Source organism: uncultured Arthrobacter sp., assembly GCF_947493765.1.
Taxonomy (GTDB): Bacteria; Actinomycetota; Actinomycetes; order Actinomycetales; family Micrococcaceae; genus Arthrobacter_D.
On sequence record NZ_CANLSZ010000010.1, the window covers coordinates 74,673 to 90,925 of the forward strand.

At 66.9% G+C, this 16,253-nt stretch carries 12 protein-coding genes; 5 read left to right on the forward strand and 7 right to left on the reverse strand.

All coding sequences use genetic code 11. The features are described from left to right. The first annotated feature begins 60 nt into the window (after positions 1–60). Positions 61–2,904 (forward strand): FAD-binding and (Fe-S)-binding domain-containing protein, encoded by a 2,844-nt coding sequence (locus Q0747_RS12800; protein WP_298255228.1) that lies wholly within the window; start codon positions 61–63, stop codon positions 2,902–2,904. Between the two features lie 10 nt (positions 2,905–2,914). Here Q0747_RS12800 and Q0747_RS12805 read toward each other — a convergent pair whose 3' ends face one another. Next, on the reverse strand, positions 2,915–4,789 hold the full coding sequence (locus Q0747_RS12805; protein WP_298255230.1) for a LuxR C-terminal-related transcriptional regulator: 1,875 nt from the start codon (positions 4,787–4,789) through the stop codon (positions 2,915–2,917). A gap of 227 nt (positions 4,790–5,016) precedes the next feature. On the opposite strand from Q0747_RS12805, the gene Q0747_RS12810 reads away from it, so the two are divergent. Then, on the forward strand, positions 5,017–6,045 hold the full coding sequence (locus Q0747_RS12810) for an ATP-dependent 6-phosphofructokinase (RefSeq protein WP_298255232.1): 1,029 nt from the start codon (positions 5,017–5,019) through the stop codon (positions 6,043–6,045). 131 nt (positions 6,046–6,176) lie between these two features. On the opposite strand, the gene dhaK is transcribed toward Q0747_RS12810, so the two are convergent. The 4 genes from dhaK to Q0747_RS12830 are packed head-to-tail and all read right to left on the reverse strand — an operon-like array spanning position 6,177 to position 9,524. Continuing rightward, on the reverse strand, positions 6,177–7,172 hold the full coding sequence (gene dhaK / locus Q0747_RS12815) for a dihydroxyacetone kinase subunit DhaK (RefSeq protein ID WP_298255233.1): 996 nt from the start codon (positions 7,170–7,172) through the stop codon (positions 6,177–6,179). A 44-nt stretch (positions 7,173–7,216) separates the two neighbouring features. Beyond that, positions 7,217–7,849, reverse strand: coding sequence for a dihydroxyacetone kinase subunit DhaL (dhaL, locus tag Q0747_RS12820; RefSeq protein ID WP_298255235.1), 633 nt, complete (start codon positions 7,847–7,849; stop codon positions 7,217–7,219). After that, the gene (locus tag Q0747_RS12825; protein ID WP_298255261.1) at positions 7,846–8,658 is read right to left on the reverse strand and encodes an HAD-IA family hydrolase; all 813 of its coding nucleotides are present in this window, start codon (positions 8,656–8,658) and stop codon (positions 7,846–7,848) included. The genes dhaL and Q0747_RS12825 overlap by 4 nt, the downstream gene beginning before the upstream one ends. A gap of 2 nt (positions 8,659–8,660) precedes the next feature. Then, positions 8,661–9,524: a class II fructose-bisphosphate aldolase gene (locus tag Q0747_RS12830; RefSeq protein ID WP_298255237.1), complete on the reverse strand. Its 864-nt coding sequence runs from the start codon at positions 9,522–9,524 to the stop codon at positions 8,661–8,663. A gap of 217 nt (positions 9,525–9,741) precedes the next feature. Between Q0747_RS12830 and Q0747_RS12835 the strand changes: the two genes are divergently transcribed. Further along, entirely contained in the window at positions 9,742–10,161 is a 420-nt protein-coding gene (locus Q0747_RS12835; RefSeq protein WP_298255239.1) for a heme-binding protein, read from the forward strand. A 33-nt stretch (positions 10,162–10,194) separates the two neighbouring features. Here Q0747_RS12835 and Q0747_RS12840 read toward each other — a convergent pair whose 3' ends face one another. Further along, a complete protein-coding gene (locus Q0747_RS12840) occupies positions 10,195–10,713 on the reverse strand; it encodes an SRPBCC family protein (RefSeq protein WP_298255241.1) in 519 nt (172 codons plus the stop codon). Positions 10,714–10,837: 124 nt separating this feature from the next. Between Q0747_RS12840 and Q0747_RS12845 the strand changes: the two genes are divergently transcribed. Together Q0747_RS12845 and Q0747_RS12850 are read left to right on the forward strand one after the other, a co-directional pair. Further along, positions 10,838–11,629, forward strand: coding sequence for an alpha/beta fold hydrolase (locus Q0747_RS12845; protein WP_298255243.1), 792 nt, complete (start codon positions 10,838–10,840; stop codon positions 11,627–11,629). Between the two features lie 153 nt (positions 11,630–11,782). Beyond that, a complete protein-coding gene (locus Q0747_RS12850) occupies positions 11,783–12,481 on the forward strand; it encodes a hypothetical protein (RefSeq protein ID WP_298255245.1) in 699 nt (232 codons plus the stop codon). 136 nt (positions 12,482–12,617) lie between these two features. On the opposite strand, the gene Q0747_RS12855 is transcribed toward Q0747_RS12850, so the two are convergent. Then, complete coding sequence (locus Q0747_RS12855; protein ID WP_298255247.1) at positions 12,618–15,773, reverse strand: DUF3427 domain-containing protein; 3,156 nt, start codon at positions 15,771–15,773, stop codon at positions 12,618–12,620. Between the last annotated feature and the right edge of the window lie 480 nt (positions 15,774–16,253).

A 16,253-nucleotide genomic window follows, 5' to 3' on the forward strand; every position in this document is an offset into this window, starting at 1 on the left:
TCCCGACGCGCAACAGCGGGCGGCGCCCTACTCTGGGTGGAAACCGAAGGAGTCCCGCCCATGCTCTCAGCGCTCCGCGCCGCCGTCGCCGATCCGGCGCAGGTCTCCACCCGCGCCATCGACCTGCATGCCAACGCCCACGACGCCTCCCACTTCCTGCTCGTCCCGCAGGCCGTGGCGGTGCCGTCCTCCCCTGCCGAGGTGGGCCAGCTGCTGCAGGCGAGCGCAGCACAGGGGGTGCCGCTGACCTTCCGGTCCGGCGGGACGAGCCTCAGCGGACAGGCGGTCACCGACGGCATCCTGGTGGATGTGCGGAAGAACTTCCGTGAGATCAAGGTGCTCGACGGCGGAGCGCGGGTCCGCGTACAGCCCGGCGTCACCGTGCGGGCCGTCAACAACCGGCTGGCCCGGTTCGGCCGGAAGTTCGGGCCGGATCCGGCGAGCGAGGTGGCCTGCACCATCGGTGGGGTGATCGCGAACAACTCCTCCGGGATGAACTGCGGCACCACCGACAACGCGTACCGCACGCTCGAGTCCGTCACCGTGGTGCTGCCCAGCGGCGCCGTGATCGACACGGGCGCCGCCGACGCCGATGCGCGCCTGCGCTCCCTCGAACCGGAGCTGCACGCGGGCCTCGCGGACCTGGGGCACCGGGTCCGCTCCGATCCGGCGTCCGTGGCGGAGATCCGCCGGCAGTTCTCGATGAAGAACACCATGGGATACGGACTGAACTCGCTGCTGGACTTCGAGCGCCCGGTGGACATCCTCGCGCACCTGATCGTGGGCAGCGAGGGCACCCTCGGCTTCATCGCCGACGCCGTCTTCCGGACCGTCCCGGCCCTGACGCACGCGAGCACCGGGCTGCTGATCTTCCCCGATCTGTACGCGGCGAACGCTGCTCTGCCGACGCTCGTTGCGGCCGGGGCAGCCACCCTCGAACTCATGGACGCCCTGTCCCTGAAGGTGGGCCGCTCGCTGGCCGATTCGCCCGCCGTCGTACGGGACCTGCAGGTGCAGGACCACGCGGCCCTGCTCGTGGAGTACTCGGCCGGGACCCCGGAGCGGCTCGCGGAGCTGCGCGACGACGGCGACAGTCTCCTGCCGTCGCTGGGGCTCAGCTCCCCCGCCGCATTCAGTACCGATCCCGCGCGCCGCGCCCAGCTGTGGCACCTGCGCAAGGGCCTCTACGCCACGGTGGCCGGGGCCCGCCCGCAGGGCACCACGGCCCTGCTCGAGGACATCGTGGTCCCGGTCCCCCGGCTGGGCGCCACGTGCGAGGCACTGACCGGCCTGTTCGCCAAGTACCGCTACGAGGACAGCGTGATCTTCGGCCACGCCAAGGACGGCAACATCCACTTCATGCTCACGGACGGCTTCGCGAGCACCGAGCAGCTGGACCGCTACAGCGCGTTCACGGAGGACATGGTGGACCTGGTGCTCGGCGAGGGCGGCTCGCTCAAGGCCGAGCACGGCACCGGCCGTGTGATGGCGCCGTACGTGCGCCGGCAGTACGGGGACGAGCTCTACGGGGTGATGCGGCAGATCAAGCGGCTCTTCGACCCGCAGGGCCTGCTCAATCCGGGCGTGATCCTCGACGAGGATCCGCAGGCGCACCTGCGGCACATCAAGACCGCGCCCCCCGTGGCCGAGGAGGTGGATCGCTGCGTCTCCTGCGGCTACTGCGAACCGGTCTGCCCCAGCAAGGACCTCACCCTCACGCCGCGGCAGCGGATCGTGACGCTCCGGGCCATCGAACAGGCCAGGCTCGACGGCGACACCGCCCTGGTCGCGAGTCTGGAGCGGGACTACGGCTACGAGTCCGTGCAGACCTGCGCGGTGGACGGGATGTGCCAGACCGCCTGCCCGGTCGGGATCAACACGGGGTCGCTGGTCAAGCGGCTGCGCCGGGACGAGGCGGGGAAGGTGGAGAGCGCCGTCTGGAGGACCGCCGCCGATCACTGGGGACCCGTGACGAAGGGCGCCGGGATGGCCCTGACCGTGGTGGCGAAGGCCCGCTCCGCGGCTCCCGCGGTGGCCGCGCCGGTGATCGGCGGACCGAACCGGCTGGCCCGGTCCGTGCTCGGGGCGGACACCGTCCCGCTGCACTCGGCCGAGCTGCCCGGCGGCGGCCCGGCCCGCGCACGCCCAGCGCCGGTCGACGCGCCGGACGCGGTGTACTTCCCGGCCTGCGTGCAGACGATGTTCGGGCCTGCGGCCTCAGCGGCTGGAGCCGACGGCGGGCGTGGACACGGGGTCCAGTACAGCCTCGAGCAGCTCTGCGAGCGTGCCGGTATCACCCTGCTGGTCCCGGAGGGTATCGACGCCCTATGCTGCGGGACGCCGTGGTCCTCGAAGGGCATGGGCGCCGGTCAGGAGAGCATGAGCACCAGGACCCTCGCCGCTCTCCGCGCTGCGACGCGCGACGGAGAGCTGCCCATCATCTGCGACGCCTCCTCGTGCACCGAGGGTCTGCTGTCCACCATCGAGCGCGAGCCGGTGGTGTCCGGCCGGCGCCCGCTGCGGGTGCTCGACGCCGTGGCGTTCGTCGCCGAGCGGATCCTCCCCCGGTTGCCCGAGCACCCGAAGCTGGAATCCCTGGCGCTGCATCCGACGTGCTCGTCGACGCGGCTCGGCCTGAATCCGGCGCTGACCGCGGTCGCCGAGGCGGTCGCGGCGCAGGTGGACGTCCCGGAGAACTGGGGCTGCTGCGCCTTCGCCGGGGATCGCGGCATGCTGCACCCGGAGCTGACCGCCTCGGCCACCCGCAAGCAGGCCGCGGAGGTGGTCGCCCTCGGCGCCACGGCCCACGCATCGTGCAACCGCACGTGCGAGCTCGGCATGACCCGGGCCACCGGCAGCCAGTACCAGCACGTGCTGGAGCTGCTGGAGGAACAGACCCGGTAGTAGCCTCACCTCACCCCCAGGGATGCACCGCCGCTGGTTCGGCTCCCGTCATCCCCGCGAGCATGGTGCGGTTTCGCGCCCCGGTCTTGCGCAGGATCGAGCCCACGTGCTTCTCCACGGTCTTCACCGAGATGCCGAGCTGCCGGGCGATCTGCTTGTCCGCCATGCCCCGGATCACCATGTGGCGGACCTCCTTCTCCCGGGTGGTGAACGCCTCGGCCGCCGGCCCGGCGTCATCGGACGAGACGCCGAGCAGGTGATCGAAAATGTTCCCCTCCACCAGGGCCTGGCCCTGCCCGGCGGCCACGAGGATCCGGGCGATCGTCTCCCCGCTCGCCCGGCGGTTGATGAACCCGCGCACGCCGGCCTGCCGGGCCGAGCGCACCTGCTCCACGGTGGGATTGTCCGTCAGCACCACGATCGCGACGCCGGGGTCGAGCTCGCGGACCCGGTCGAGGAGGCCGCTGGTGTCCTGGTGGATGAGATCCAGCTCCAGCATGATCACGTCGGGCCGCAGCAGCTCCACCGCGTCGCACAGCTGGTCCCCCGCACCGACCTCGGCGGTCACCTGGATCGCCGGCTCCGCGATGCTCAGCAGCCGGACCAGGCCCGCGCTGATGACCGGATTGTCGTCGACGATCAGAACCTTCCACTGCGGCCCTGCAGCTGCCTCCGGCTGGGGCGCGCGATCCGGCAGCGTGGCCCGCACCCTCGTCCCCCAGCCCGGCGTCGTGTCGATGTGCAGATCCCCGCCGAGGTGCACGGCCCGGGAGGTCATGCCGTGGAGGCCCATGCAGCCGGTGGGCAACGTGGCATGGTCGCCGTGCGCGGCAGCGAGGTCGAAGCCCCGTCCGTTGTCCTCGACGACGACGGCGAAGGCTCCCCGCTCGTAGATCAGCCCGGCCCGTACCGCCGTCGCGCGCGCATGGGTGGCCACGTTGTTCAGCGCCTCCTGGACGATCTTGAAGGCCTGGTGCTCGATCTCCGGTGCGAGCGGGCGGGGCTCCCCGATCACGGTCAGCTGGGTCGAGGTGGCGGACATCGACTCCACCCAGGCCAGCTCTACGGTGACGGCCTCCTCCAGCGTCCGGCCGGCGAGCGCCGCCGGGCTCATGCCCAGCACCGTGCGGCGGGTCTCGGTGAGGGCATCATGGGCGATGGTCCGCGCGTTGCTCAGGTACGGCATGACGTCCTGCGCCCCACCGCCCTGCAGTCCGGCTTCCTCGGCCTCGTCGAGGGTGAGCAGCAGCCCGGCGAGGGACCTGCCCACGGTCTCGTGGATGTCGCGGACGGCGCGTTCGCGTTCGGCGGCGATCGCGGCCTCCCGTTCCCGGGCCGATGCCTTCGCGTACAGCTCGGAATTGACCAGGGCGATCGCGGCATGGCTGGCGAAGACCTCGGCGAGTCGTGCTTCCGCGGGGCTGAAGACCCGGCCCGGGTGGGGGCTGAACACGATGAAGGCGCCCACGATCTGTCCGCTCCACTGGATCGGCACGCCCATCACGGCGCAGTCCCAGCGCGGATCGGTGGGCGGGATGTGCCCGCGTTCGATGCTGCTGTAGGCGTCGAGGATCACGGTGGAGCGGCTGCGGACGATCTGCCCGGTGAATCCTTCCCGGAGGGAAAAGGTCTGCCCCTCCTGGCAGCCGACGCCGATGTCCACCTTCTTCGTGTAGGTGTCGGAGGCCTCGTTGACGAGCGCGATGGACCCCGACTCGCACCCCAGCAGCGATGCCGCGTTGGCCAGGATCCGACCGAGCAGCGGCTGCAGTTCGAAGCGTCCGGCCAGATCGCGGGCGAGGGCCGCCACGGTGTCCAGCTCGTGCTGCACGCCGTCATCGGGGTCGCGGAGGAGTGCGTCTGATCCGGGCTCGACCACTGTCATCCTCGTCCTCCTCGACGAACCGCGGGCCGCCGGTCCTCCGGCGGTCGCCCTGGCGTATTCCGTCACCATGATCGCACCCCCGGCCCTTCCTGCGTGCGGGTTTTCCCGCACCGTACGGGCGGGGAACTCCTCCTACCGCGGCCACCGCGGCGGTGGTGGGCTGGAAGGACACCCGGGAGGCGCGTTCCGCGCCCGGATTCTCTGCAGCACGGCGGAAGAGGTACTTCATGGCTCGCATCGGGATCCTGACCAGCGGCGGCGACTGTCCCGGGCTCAACGCGGTGATCCGCTCCTGCGTGCTGCGGGGCATCCGCGTCCACGGCGACGAGTTCGTGGGGTTCACGGACGGCTGGCGGGGTCTGGTGGAGGGCAGCACCATCACCCTCGACGGCATCAGTGTGCGGGGTATCGCCGGTCTCGGCGGGACCATCCTCGGGACCTCGCGTGTCAGCCCTCTCGGGGAGGGCGGCGGCGTGGAGCGGGTCCGCGCGAATCTGCGCACGGAAGGGGTGGACGCGCTGATCGTGATCGGCGGCGAGGGCACCATGGCGGCGGCGAAGATCCTCAGCGACGCGGGCATCCGCATCGTCGGCGTACCCAAGACCGTGGACAACGATCTCTCCGCCACCGACTTTTCCTTCGGGTTCCACACCGCCGTCGAGATCGCCACGGAGGCGATCGACCGGCTCAAGACCACGGGGCAGTCCCATCACCGCTGCATGATCGCGGAGGTCATGGGCCGGCACGCCGGGTGGATCGCGCTCTACGCGGGGATGGCGAGCAGCGCCCACGCCATCCTGATCCCGGAGCAGACGGCCACCCTCGACCAGATCTGCGACTGGGTGGAGGGCCCGTTCCGGCGTGGCCGCACGCCGCTCGTGGTGGTGGCGGAGGGCTTCGTCTCCGCGGACATGACCGCGCCGCACGCCGATCGCGGACTCGACGGCTTCAACCGGCCGCGGCTGGGCGGCATCGGCGACCGGCTGGCGCCCGTCGTCGAGGAACGCACCGGCATCGAGACCCGTTCGACGACGCTCGGCCACATCCAGCGCGGCGGCGCCCCGAGCGCCACGGACCGGGTGCTGGCCACCCGGCTGGGACTCGCGGCGGTCGACGCCATCCACGACCGGGCCTGGGGCAGGATGGTCGCAACACGCGGGGACGAGATCGTCCACGTGGACCTGGCCGACGCCGTCGGGCAGCTCAAGACCGTGCCGCAGCACCGGTACGACGAGGCCACCTACCTCTTCGGGTAGGTGGAACGCCGGGCGCACGACGGCGGGCCGGGTGCGGTTCCGAGCACGACGGCGCCGGATCACCACCGCCACCACGACGACGGCGGGCCGACCACCCGAGGTGATCGGCCCGCCGTCGTGCGCTGACAGTTCTAGAATGCGCGGATCGGGATCTCCGCCGGATCCTCGAGCAGCGACTCGATCTCGTCGTCGAGCTTGACCAGGGTGATCGAGGCGCCGGCCATGTCCAGGGAGGTGCAGTACTCCCCCACATAGCTGCGGCCCACGGTGATGCCCTGCTCCGCGAGGCGCTTGTGCGCCTGCCCGTACAGCAGGTACAGCTCGCTGATGGGGGTGCCGCCGAGGCCGTTGACCATGAGGGCCACGCGGTCGCCGTCGCTGAACGGCAGGTCCTTCACCACCGGGGTGAGGAGCTCCTCGACGATCTCGTTGGCGGGCATCATCTTGGCCCGCCGGCGTCCCGGCTCCCCGTGGATGCCCACACCCATCTCGATCTCGTCCTCGCCGAGCTCGAACAGCGGGCTGCCCTTCGCGGGTGGTGTGCACGCGGTCAGCGCGACACCCATGGAGCGGGTCACGGAATTGACCTTCTCGCCGATCCGGATCACCTCGTCCAGGTCGGCACCCCGCTCGGCGGCTGCGGCCACGGCCTTGATGACGAAGAAGTTCCCTGCCACACCGCGGCGGCCGATCGTGTAGGTGGAGTCCTCCACGGAGACGTCGTCGTTGATGAACAGCGTCTTCACCTCGATGCCCTCGGCGGAGGACATCTCCTGCGCCATCTCGAAGACCATCTTGTCGCCGGTGTAGTTGTTGACCAGCAGCAGCACGCCCTTCGGGGAGGCCAGCAGCTTGGTGGTCTCGTACACGTAGTCGAACGGCGGGGCCGCGAAGACGTCGCCCGGGCAGGCGGCGTCGAGCATGCCCTTGCCCACGATCATCACGTGCGCCGGTTCGTGCCCGGAGCCCGAACCCTGGACGATCGAGACCTTGTTCTGGTCGGGGCCGTCGGCGCGCATGATCAGGTTGTATTCGGGCACGTACTTCAGGGTGTCCGGGTTCGCGAGCGCGAGGCCCTCGAGCATCTCCGGGACGAACTGCTGGGGATCGTTGACGAACTTCTTCATGGCTGCTCCGCGTCGTTGTCGGGGTGGTTGGCTGTCGGTACGTGTCAGGGCCAGTCGGCGACGATCCGGTCGACGATGGCCGCCACGGCCATCGCTCCGGCGTCAGGGGAACCGATGCTGCGCTCCCCGCTGTAGCTCGCGCGGCCGCGCTTGGCCTCGAGTGTCGACGTGGCCTCGGCGCACTCGCGGGTCTTGGCGGCGAAGGCCGTCCGGCAGTCCTCGGGCGAGGCGCCGGCGGCAAGCTGGCGCTCGAGTTCGTCGGTGGCCGGGATGAGGGCGTCCAGGAGGGTCTTGTCACCGAGGTCAGCGTTGCCGCGCGCCTTGATGCCGTCGGTGGCGCCGCGGAGCATGGCGACGACGGCGGTCCCGTCGATCGTGTCCGCCGTCTTCGCTGCCGCGGAGGCGCGCAGGAACGCGGTCCCCCAGAGGGGGCCGGAGGTGCCGCCGATCCTGCTGGAGATGGCCAGGGCTATCTGCTGCAGGAAGGTGGCGACGTCGTCGCGCTTGAACGAGTCCCAGTCCGCGAGGACCTTTTCGAAGCCGCGGGCCAGGGAGTAGCCCAGATCGCCGTCGCCCACCACGGCGTCCAGGTCACCGAACTCCTTCTCCTTCTCGACGGCGGTCTGCGCCAGGGAGTGGACGGCGAATTCGACGTCGGCGAGATCGGTGGCGCTCATGGGGTCTCCGTTTCGTGGGTCTCGGTCTGGGAAGCAGGGCGAGCTGCGGACAGGAGGGTCTGCAGGGCGTGGAGGGTGACGACGCCGGACGGCCCGGCACCGTGCGGATCGGCGAGGGTCTCGGCCTGCTCGCCGTCGGAGTCGCCGAGGGAGCTGACCACCAGGGCGGCGCCCGTGAAGTCCTCCTCTCGCGTGAAGCCGCTGACCGTCACCACGGTGGTCAAGCCGGCCCCGAGGGCGGCCCGCATCCCGTTGGCGCTGTCCTCGATCACAATCGCGTCCGCTGCGGACACTCCCAGCTCGCGCAGGGCCAGCAAGTAGATGTCCGGTGCGGGCTTCTTGACGGGCACCACGTCCCCGGCGAAGACCGAGAAGTGCGCGGCGAGCTCGTCACCGACGGCGTGGGTCAGGACGGCGCGCACGGCGGGTTCGGCGGAGGTGGAGGCGACGGCGAGCGTCCACCCGGCGTCGTGCGCCTCCTGCACGATGCGCGCGATGCCCGGCCGGGCTGGCATGACCCCGCTCTCGACGAGCTCCTTGTAGATTTCGGTCTTGCGCTTGTGCCAGGCGAGGATCGCGGCGTCAACGGCCGCGTCGTCCATCAGGCCGAGCGACGCGGCGAGCTCAGGGGTGAGGATGCTGCGCATGCGCTCCTTGCCGCCGCCGATCTTCACCTTCTCGGCGTAGTCCTCGACGCTCCACTGCACGGGAACGTCGAAGTCGGCGAAAGTCTGGTTGAACGCGGGCAGGTGCCCGTACTGTTCGGTGTCGGCGAGCACGCCGTCGCAGTCGAAGATGAGGGCGGGCATGCTCAACGGCCGCCCTTGCCGGCGCTGCCGAACTGGGTGCAGAGCTCGGTGACCATCGCGACGACGTCGGCCCGCGTGTGCTTGAACAGCGACGGCGGGTCCCACTTGTTGTTCTGCTCGGCCTGCTTCAGGAATGCCAGGCTCGACTGCATGAACGTTTCCTTGAGGGCGGTGGAGATGTTGACCTTCGCGCAGCCGCGGGCGATGAGGTCGGCGAACTGCTCGTTGCTCAGGCCGCTGCCGCCGTGGAGGGCGATCGGTACGTTCCGCGCCTCCACGATCTGCGTGACGCGCTCGACGTCGAGCACCGGGGCTGCCTTGTAGCTGCCGTGGGCGTTGCCGATGGACGGGGCGAACACGTCGATCCCGGTGGCGTCGATGAACGCGAGCGCCACCTCGAGACTCTGCTGCTGGGACACCTCGTCGGAGCCGTGATCGTCCTCGACGCCGGTGATGGCCTCGATCTCGCCCTCCACCTGCGCGCCGTAGCTGCGCGCCTCGGCGACGACGTCGATGGTCTGGCGCTGGTTCTCCTCGACCGGCAGCTCGGAGGCGTCGAAGAGCACCGAGTTCCAGCCGACCTTGAGGCATTCGGTGACCACCGCGCGGTCGGGGCAGTGATCCAGGTGCAGGGTGACGGGCACCTCGATGCCGCGGGTCATGGAGTGCCACATGTCGAAGAGCACGCGGGAGCCGACACTGCGCACGGTTTTCACGGAGGTCTGCAAGATCACCGGGGAGTTGGCCTCCACCGCGCCCGCCAGGACGGCCTCCATGGTCAGGTCGTTGAAGATGTTGATGGCAGGCACGCCGTAGCGCGCCTGGAACGCCGGATCGACGATGTCTTTCAGGGGTGCAACGCCCACGGTGAGTCCTCCTGGTTAGGCTGCTCCCCACCGTAGGCGCGCCTCACCCGCGGGGGTATGGGTGGTACCCCTCCCTCCCCGCTGGGGGTAATCACCACCTCGCCAGCGGACGACGCCGGTGGTTGAGTAGGCCGCGGCTGCCCAGGCCGCTGCTCTCCCTCCGTGCTCCACCACTTCACCTCCGTGCTCCACCACTTCGACGACGAAGGACACTCCCATGCCCCAAGGATCAGTGCTCGAGACCATCACCTCCGAGGAAGCCCGTCGCGTCATCGACGCCGCCGCGGCGAAGGCCACGGAGATCGGCCAGCCGATGGACATCGCCGTCGTGGACGCCGGCGGCAATCTGAAGGCGCACGTGCGGATGGATGGCGCGAACATCGGCAGCATCACCATCTCGATCAACAAGGCCTACACGTCCGTCGCCTTCCAGTGCGAGACCGGCGACCTGCAGGGCGTCACGCGGCAGGACGGCCCGATCTACGGGCTGAGCGACGCGCACGGCGGCCGTCTCGCGGTGTTCCCCGGCGGCATCCCGCTGGTGCGCGACGGCAGCATCATGGGCGCCATCGGCGTCTCCACCGGCACCATCGAGCAGGACCAGGAGGTCGCTGAAGCGGGTGTCGCTGCCTACTGAGGCCCCCTGCTGAGGCTGCTCCCGTCGCGGTGGCTATGCCAGGTTGCCCTCACCTGAGGTGCTGGTCTCACGTGAGGTGCCGGTCTCGGCGATCCGCTTGATGGCGGCGAGGGTCGTCGGGATGCCGTCGAGCGCCTGCCGGGTCCGGTCGGCGATCTCTGCGGCCGCATCGTCCCCGAACTTCTCCTCGAAGAAGGCGATGCCGCCCGGCAGGAAGTCCCACGATTCGGTCAGGGTGGTCCCGGTGCCGGCTGGCGTCAGCGTGTAGCCCCAGCGCACCCGATCACCGCCGACCGCCCAGGCGAACTCAAGGCCTGGTACTGCGGCCAGGACCTTCGATCGGGTCTCCCACGTGCGGTGCGGAAGCTCATTGTGTCCGGTGAACCAGGCGCCGACCCGGCCTGCCTCGGCGTCGTCGTCCCACCAGCACCTCGTACACACAGGACTCCACTCACCGGTGCGGGTGATGTCGGAGACGAGGTGGTAGACGGCGTCCGCCGACGCCTGAACGGTGACGGACTGCTCGTGGTGGCGGATCTCTGTCTGAGTCATGCGCCCATTCTCACAGAAGCAATCACCGTTTCTCCTGCCCGATCGCTCGCCAGCGCCAGGATCGGCTTCAGCGCCCTGCGCCCGCATACACTGGGGTCTCGCGTCCGCTACGGAAGGCCCGCACATGCTGAACACCGAACGAACCGGCACCGGAAAACCACTCGTCCTCGTGCACGGGCTCGGTTCGAGCCTCCGCACCTGGGATCCCGTCCTCCCCCTGCTGCAGGACCAGCGCGAGGTCATCGCCGTCGACCTCCCCGGGTTCGGCGGCAGCGAACCGCTCACGGGCGAGGTGACCATCGAGACCCTCACGGACGCCGTCGGGCAGTTCCTCGAGCAGGAGAACCTGCTCGACGCCGATCTCGTTGGGAGCTCCATGGGTGCGCGGATCGTGGTCGAGCTGACGCGGCGGGGTCACGCCGGCAACGTGGTCGCCCTCGATCCCGGAGGATTCTGGAACGACACCCAGGTGCGCATCTTCAACGGCAGCATCACGGCGTCCATCGCGCTGGTGCGTCGCATCCAGTCCGTCCTGCCGACCCTCGTCCGGCAGGCTGCGGGCCGGACGGCGCTGCTCTCCCAGTTCTCGGCGGCCCCCTGGAAGCTCGACCCGGACCTCGTCCTGACGGAGCTCCGCGGATTCGCCACCTCGCCTAGTCTCGACGACGCTCGGAAGTCGCTCGCACACGGACCGCGCCAGGCAGGCGCGCCACGGGGGACGCTCAAAGGCCGGCTGGCGTTCGGCTGGGGTCGGTCGGACAGAGTGACCCCGCTCAGTGAGGCCGCCGTCGCCATGTCTCTCTATCCGGACGCCACCTTGCACGTCTTCGAGGACTGCGGCCACTTCCCGCATTGGGACCAGCCGCAGGAGACCGCCCGGTTCATCCTCGACGCCACCGCCGCTAGGTCTTCGTAACTAGCCTCGGAGCCGCGCAACTGGCAAGGTGAGAACGGAACCCGGAGCAGTTGGTCGCTGATAGTGCTAGGCCACTCGAATATCCGGCCTCGCAAACTTTCGGTCAAGGTAGCCTTAGCTCACTCCATCATTAAAAAGGGCTAACCTTCGTGAATGAAACTTGTAGAGGACTCACAGATAACACGAAGCGTTGAGATCTTCCTTCAGATCGGGGAAGATCGAAAATCAGCGCTTGTTGGCCGAACGCGAAGTTGGGACTTTTGCTTCAACCACTTCCAGTCCAACCCTTATCCGACCAACGACATGCAGCTGAGTTGCCTCCAGCTCGGCTACTATTTGGCCAGCTGGGGCATGTTGCGCGGCTCTTCGTACCTATTCACAAGCACGAACGCTCGGCACTACTCAGACGCTATTCGTGTAATTGAGAAGCACAACCCAGAGGTGAACGGCCTCGACGCCCGAAACTACGCAGATCCCCACGCATGTCAAGCCATCCTCGCTGCCTACGACGACCTTCGCTCCACGCTCCTTCCAGAGGGAGGATCTCATACGACTCTTGTTAGCAAAGTGATGATGGGAGTCTGGGGCGTGATCCCATCATTCGATACCTATTTCATCAAGGGATTTAGACGGCTATCCGACAGGCGCAAGGAAGGAGCGGCGTTCAGAACTGTCAGCGACAAATCATTGACACTCTTAGGCGTGTTTTACTCGGACCATCGTGCTGAAATCGACAGTCTCACCCAGGCGCATACGACGCTTGATTTCGATTCGGGAAACCTAGGATCACGAGCAATCACCGGTGCGAAGGTGCTCGACATGTTCGGCTTTGGTACCGGTTACAGGAGCTAGTGAAGCAGGCAAGACGATGATTCCGTACTACTCGGCTCACCGTCCCTTATCGAATATGTTGGAAAGCCGTCGACGATCAAACCATTTTTCGCTGCGCTACCTGCGCGACTTTTAGGCAAGCTGTTTGTAACTACAGTCATCGCGCCACTGCGGCCGCTTCCGCGAACACGTCAGCGGGCATGGCGCGCTGCAGCTTCCACGTGATGGCGATTGGCTTCTCACCCGAGTGCTGAACATAGTCCACCGCGCCAAGACAGGTGTACGGCACCGCGAGTCCTGTCTCATCCTCCGCGGTCGGTCTCGTGAAGATCAGCACGTGGGAGCCGTGCCCTTTCCGGTCCAGGTAGCGCCGTCCCGTCGGGCTCGACGGCGAAGTCGCGTTTTGAGACTCCCAGTGGAACAGCTCGGGGCTAATTGCATAGTCCTTATACATCGTCGACGCGGAGTGATTCTTAGCGTCCTTGCTGAGCGTGACGAAGAAGGCGTCTGTCGAGGTTTGAGGAGACCAGGCAACTCCCTCACGGTGTTGCACGTTCTTCCCCGCTTCAAGGGAGCCGTAACTCAGTGCAGCGAGAACTTCTTCCCTACGGTACGTCGCGTGCGACAGCAGAGGGATTTGCTGCAATCCCAATCCGAGACCCTTACTCGCGCGACGCGACGTAGAAACCCCTAGCGCGAGCAGCTGCTGGATCTCGCTGCACACAAAGCGATGCTGCCGGAGGTAACTCAGCCCGGCGTCGTACGTGCTGAATCCGCCGCCGTCGCTCCAAAGCGTATAGAACAGCATGCGCGCGAAAATCTGCTCGCGAGAGCCGAGATCCGCGTAGGGCGGGCATGCCGGTGCAAGAAGCTTCGCGTACGCTTCACCGCGCTCGGGGTCATCGACGTGAAGGAAGCGGACCATGCGGCCAAGGAACTTTTGCTCCTTGGAGCTAGATAAGTCAAGAATCTGCTCGCCCACACCCGCTTCCGCGAGAGAGCCGATCAAGCCGGCCTGGCGTAGGTAGCCGGTCCAGGAGTCCTTTGTGTTCCGATACAGCTGCTTCAGGTCATTGCCGGACTTCTCGAGATAGGAAGCCAAGTTCGTCTCGCCGTAGGATGCGATGTCCTGAACGAGTTGCGACCGATTGAACCGCAGCTGAGACCTTATGTTATCGAGCACCACCTTTTGCGCGACACGATCGAGGACGATTTGCAATCCCGACGGGAGGTACGGGAACTCGTCCTCCACAGCCTTCTCTAGCTGCTTGCGCCCGTACCCGGTCAGTGCCCGATACCGGAGGTCGAACCGAAACTCACGGCGTTGTTGCCCGATGAAGTCCAGCACGGTGAGCACAGACTTCCCCTCAGCCCTGCGGAGGCCGCGTCCGAGCTGCTGCAGGAATACCGTCGAGCTCTGAGTAGGCCGAAGCATCAGCACGGTATCCACCTGCGGCAAATCGAGACCTTCGTTGAACAGGTCAACGGTGAAGAGACAGTTGACGGTCGCGTCTCGCAGCTTTGATAAAGCGAGTGCGCGCTCAGCATCGTCAGTGCCGCCATCAACAGCGAGCGATCGGATCCCGGCGCGGTTGAAGACCTCTGCCATATAGTGCGCATGGTGCACCGAGACGCAGAAGCCAAGCGCGCGCATGTGGTCGATGCTGGTGACCTTGTCGCGCAGCTCTCGGATGACCTTTGCTGCCCGAGCATCGTTGCCCGTGTACAGGCGGTCGAGTTGCTCAACGTCGTAGTTACCCCGCTTCCACTCGACCTGGCTAAGGTCGACGTCGTCCGAGACCCCGAAGTAATGGAACGGCACGAGCAGATCGGCATCGAGAGCATCCCAGAGGCGAAGTTCACTCGCGGTCCGGCCGTCGAAAAACTGCTGAGCTACGTCGACACCGTCGCCACGTTCGGGAGTGGCGGTCAACCCGAGCAACTGCTGTGGACGGAAATGGTCGATGAGGCGCCGATAGCTCGGCGCCATGGCGTGGTGGAATTCGTCGATCACGACGACGTCGAAGGAGTCTGGTTCCAGCATTCCGATTCCACGCGAGGCGAGCGATTGCACCGACGCGAAGACATGGTTCCACTGCGCTGGCTTGTTGTCGCCTACGTAGAGCTCGCCAAACGCACCGTCCTGCATCACAGTGCGATATGTACTCAGCGCTTGCTTCAGAATCTCCTGCCGATGCGCCACGAAAAGCAGCGTGAGGCGCCGGCCCGCTGCTTCGCAGAGGCGCTGATAGTCGAGAGCGGCGATGACGGTCTTGCCGGTGCCAGTTGCAGCAACCATGAGGTTTTGTGTGTGACCCTTGAGTCGTTCAGACTCGAGATCCTCGAGCATCTCGATCTGGTGCAGGTACGGCTCTACCTCAAGTCTGGTTTCGGTCTTTGGTGCACCAGTGCGTCGACCACCGTTACGTTCAAGGGCCGCATCAAGCTTGTCGCCGTCCCGCTCAGGGTCGTAGGAATGAAAGGCGCGCTGTGCCCAGTAGCTATCGAAGGTCACCTCAAACTTCTTGAGGAGGTCTGGTGTGGCGACGGAGCTGAGACGCACGTTCCATTCCAGCCCGTCGACCAAAGCTGCCTTGCTCAAATTCGAGCTGCCCACGTAGGCGGTGTCGAAGCCGGTGTTGCGACGGAACAACCACGCCTTTGCATGCAGTCGCGTCGCTTGCGATTCGTAGCTGATCTTGACCTCAGCGCCGTATCGCTTCACCAACTCGTCAATGGCTCGACGTTCAGTAGCACCCATGTAGGTGGTCGTAATGACGCGTAGCTGCACTCCGCGTTCGGCTAATCGCTCAAGAGCAGGGTGGAGAAGCCTGAGCCCGGTCCATCGAACGAAGGCACAGAGAAGGTCGACGGTGTTGGCGGACTCCATCTCAGCGCGCAGCTCCGCCGCCAAGTTCGGCTCATCCCTGCCGTTTGTAAGGAGAGCAGAGTTGGAGAGCGCCGTCGCTGGCCGCCGCAAGTCGCGCCGCTTGACCGACTTGCGCTTGTGTAGCGATAGTAACTGCGACGGCTCCTGATCGATTGCGTCGTTCGCTGACAGTGCGACTAGAAGTTGATTGACCAGGGCAAGTCGGCTCTCGGGCTCGGCTTTGAGCAGCGCCTCCTTCATCACTTTGGCCAGGTGCCGTGACACCGCTGCAAGAGCGTCATTTTCACCTAGCGGCTCAACTCTTGCTTCGAGATGAGGGGCGTCAGCTAGGCGCCGCAGGAGCGAGTCAGTAACAAGCGTTTCGTAGAGACCCTCGGCTAGTCCCTGCCGCGCCACTCCTCCACCCATTTCTTCCACGGTCATAGAATATGTCCGTGCTTTGGCAAACACTGGCAGTTGTTGTGCCGAAGCGCGCGGCGCCGCCAGCCGACTTACCTTCCAAGGGGTTCCCGCGGCAACTGAGCCTGCGGTGGGAATCGATGTAAGAGGCCCTGCATCTGCTTCGACAGGTGTCGGTGAGCACGCTCAGGACGGCGACAGCCGCCGAGCCGTTGATGCCGTGACGCAACGTGTTCCTCCGCCGCGCTGACCCTCGCCTACTCCACACTCCTCACTTCGGTCCTCTCATTCCCGTCAAAGGCGGTGTATTGTCTTGTTGAGAAAATCTGAGGTGAGGCACATTGTTGAGACCATGCTCCTGGGCAGCATCCCACAGATGGGGGCCTACGGCGGCCCTCGCCGAGGCTGGCAAACTGTCCTGTTAAGGGGCTCTTCGGACATCCGGTGGGGGTAGGTGTTTGAGGCTAGCTGGGTCAGAGGTGGCGTGAAGGGGTCGAGGTCCCC

Bases quoted from the DNA above. Each gene is read 5' to 3' on its own strand.
- Q0747_RS12800 (WP_298255228.1), top strand. From the start codon at position 61: ATGCTCTCAGCGCTCCGCGCCGCCGTCGCCGATCCGGCGCAGGTCTCC.
- Q0747_RS12805 (WP_298255230.1), bottom strand. From the start codon at position 4,789: ATGACAGTGGTCGAGCCCGGATCAGACGCACTCCTCCGCGACCCCGAT.
- Q0747_RS12810 (WP_298255232.1), top strand. From the start codon at position 5,017: ATGGCTCGCATCGGGATCCTGACCAGCGGCGGCGACTGTCCCGGGCTC.
- dhaK (WP_298255233.1), bottom strand. From the start codon at position 7,172: ATGAAGAAGTTCGTCAACGATCCCCAGCAGTTCGTCCCGGAGATGCTC.
- dhaL (WP_298255235.1), bottom strand. From the start codon at position 7,849: ATGAGCGCCACCGATCTCGCCGACGTCGAATTCGCCGTCCACTCCCTG.
- Q0747_RS12825 (WP_298255261.1), bottom strand. From the start codon at position 8,658: ATGCCCGCCCTCATCTTCGACTGCGACGGCGTGCTCGCCGACACCGAA.
- Q0747_RS12835 (WP_298255239.1), top strand. From the start codon at position 9,742: ATGCCCCAAGGATCAGTGCTCGAGACCATCACCTCCGAGGAAGCCCGT.
- Q0747_RS12840 (WP_298255241.1), bottom strand. From the start codon at position 10,713: ATGACTCAGACAGAGATCCGCCACCACGAGCAGTCCGTCACCGTTCAG.
- Q0747_RS12845 (WP_298255243.1), top strand. From the start codon at position 10,838: ATGCTGAACACCGAACGAACCGGCACCGGAAAACCACTCGTCCTCGTG.
- Q0747_RS12850 (WP_298255245.1), top strand. From the start codon at position 11,783: ATGAAACTTGTAGAGGACTCACAGATAACACGAAGCGTTGAGATCTTC.
- Q0747_RS12855 (WP_298255247.1), bottom strand. From the start codon at position 15,773: ATGACCGTGGAAGAAATGGGTGGAGGAGTGGCGCGGCAGGGACTAGCC.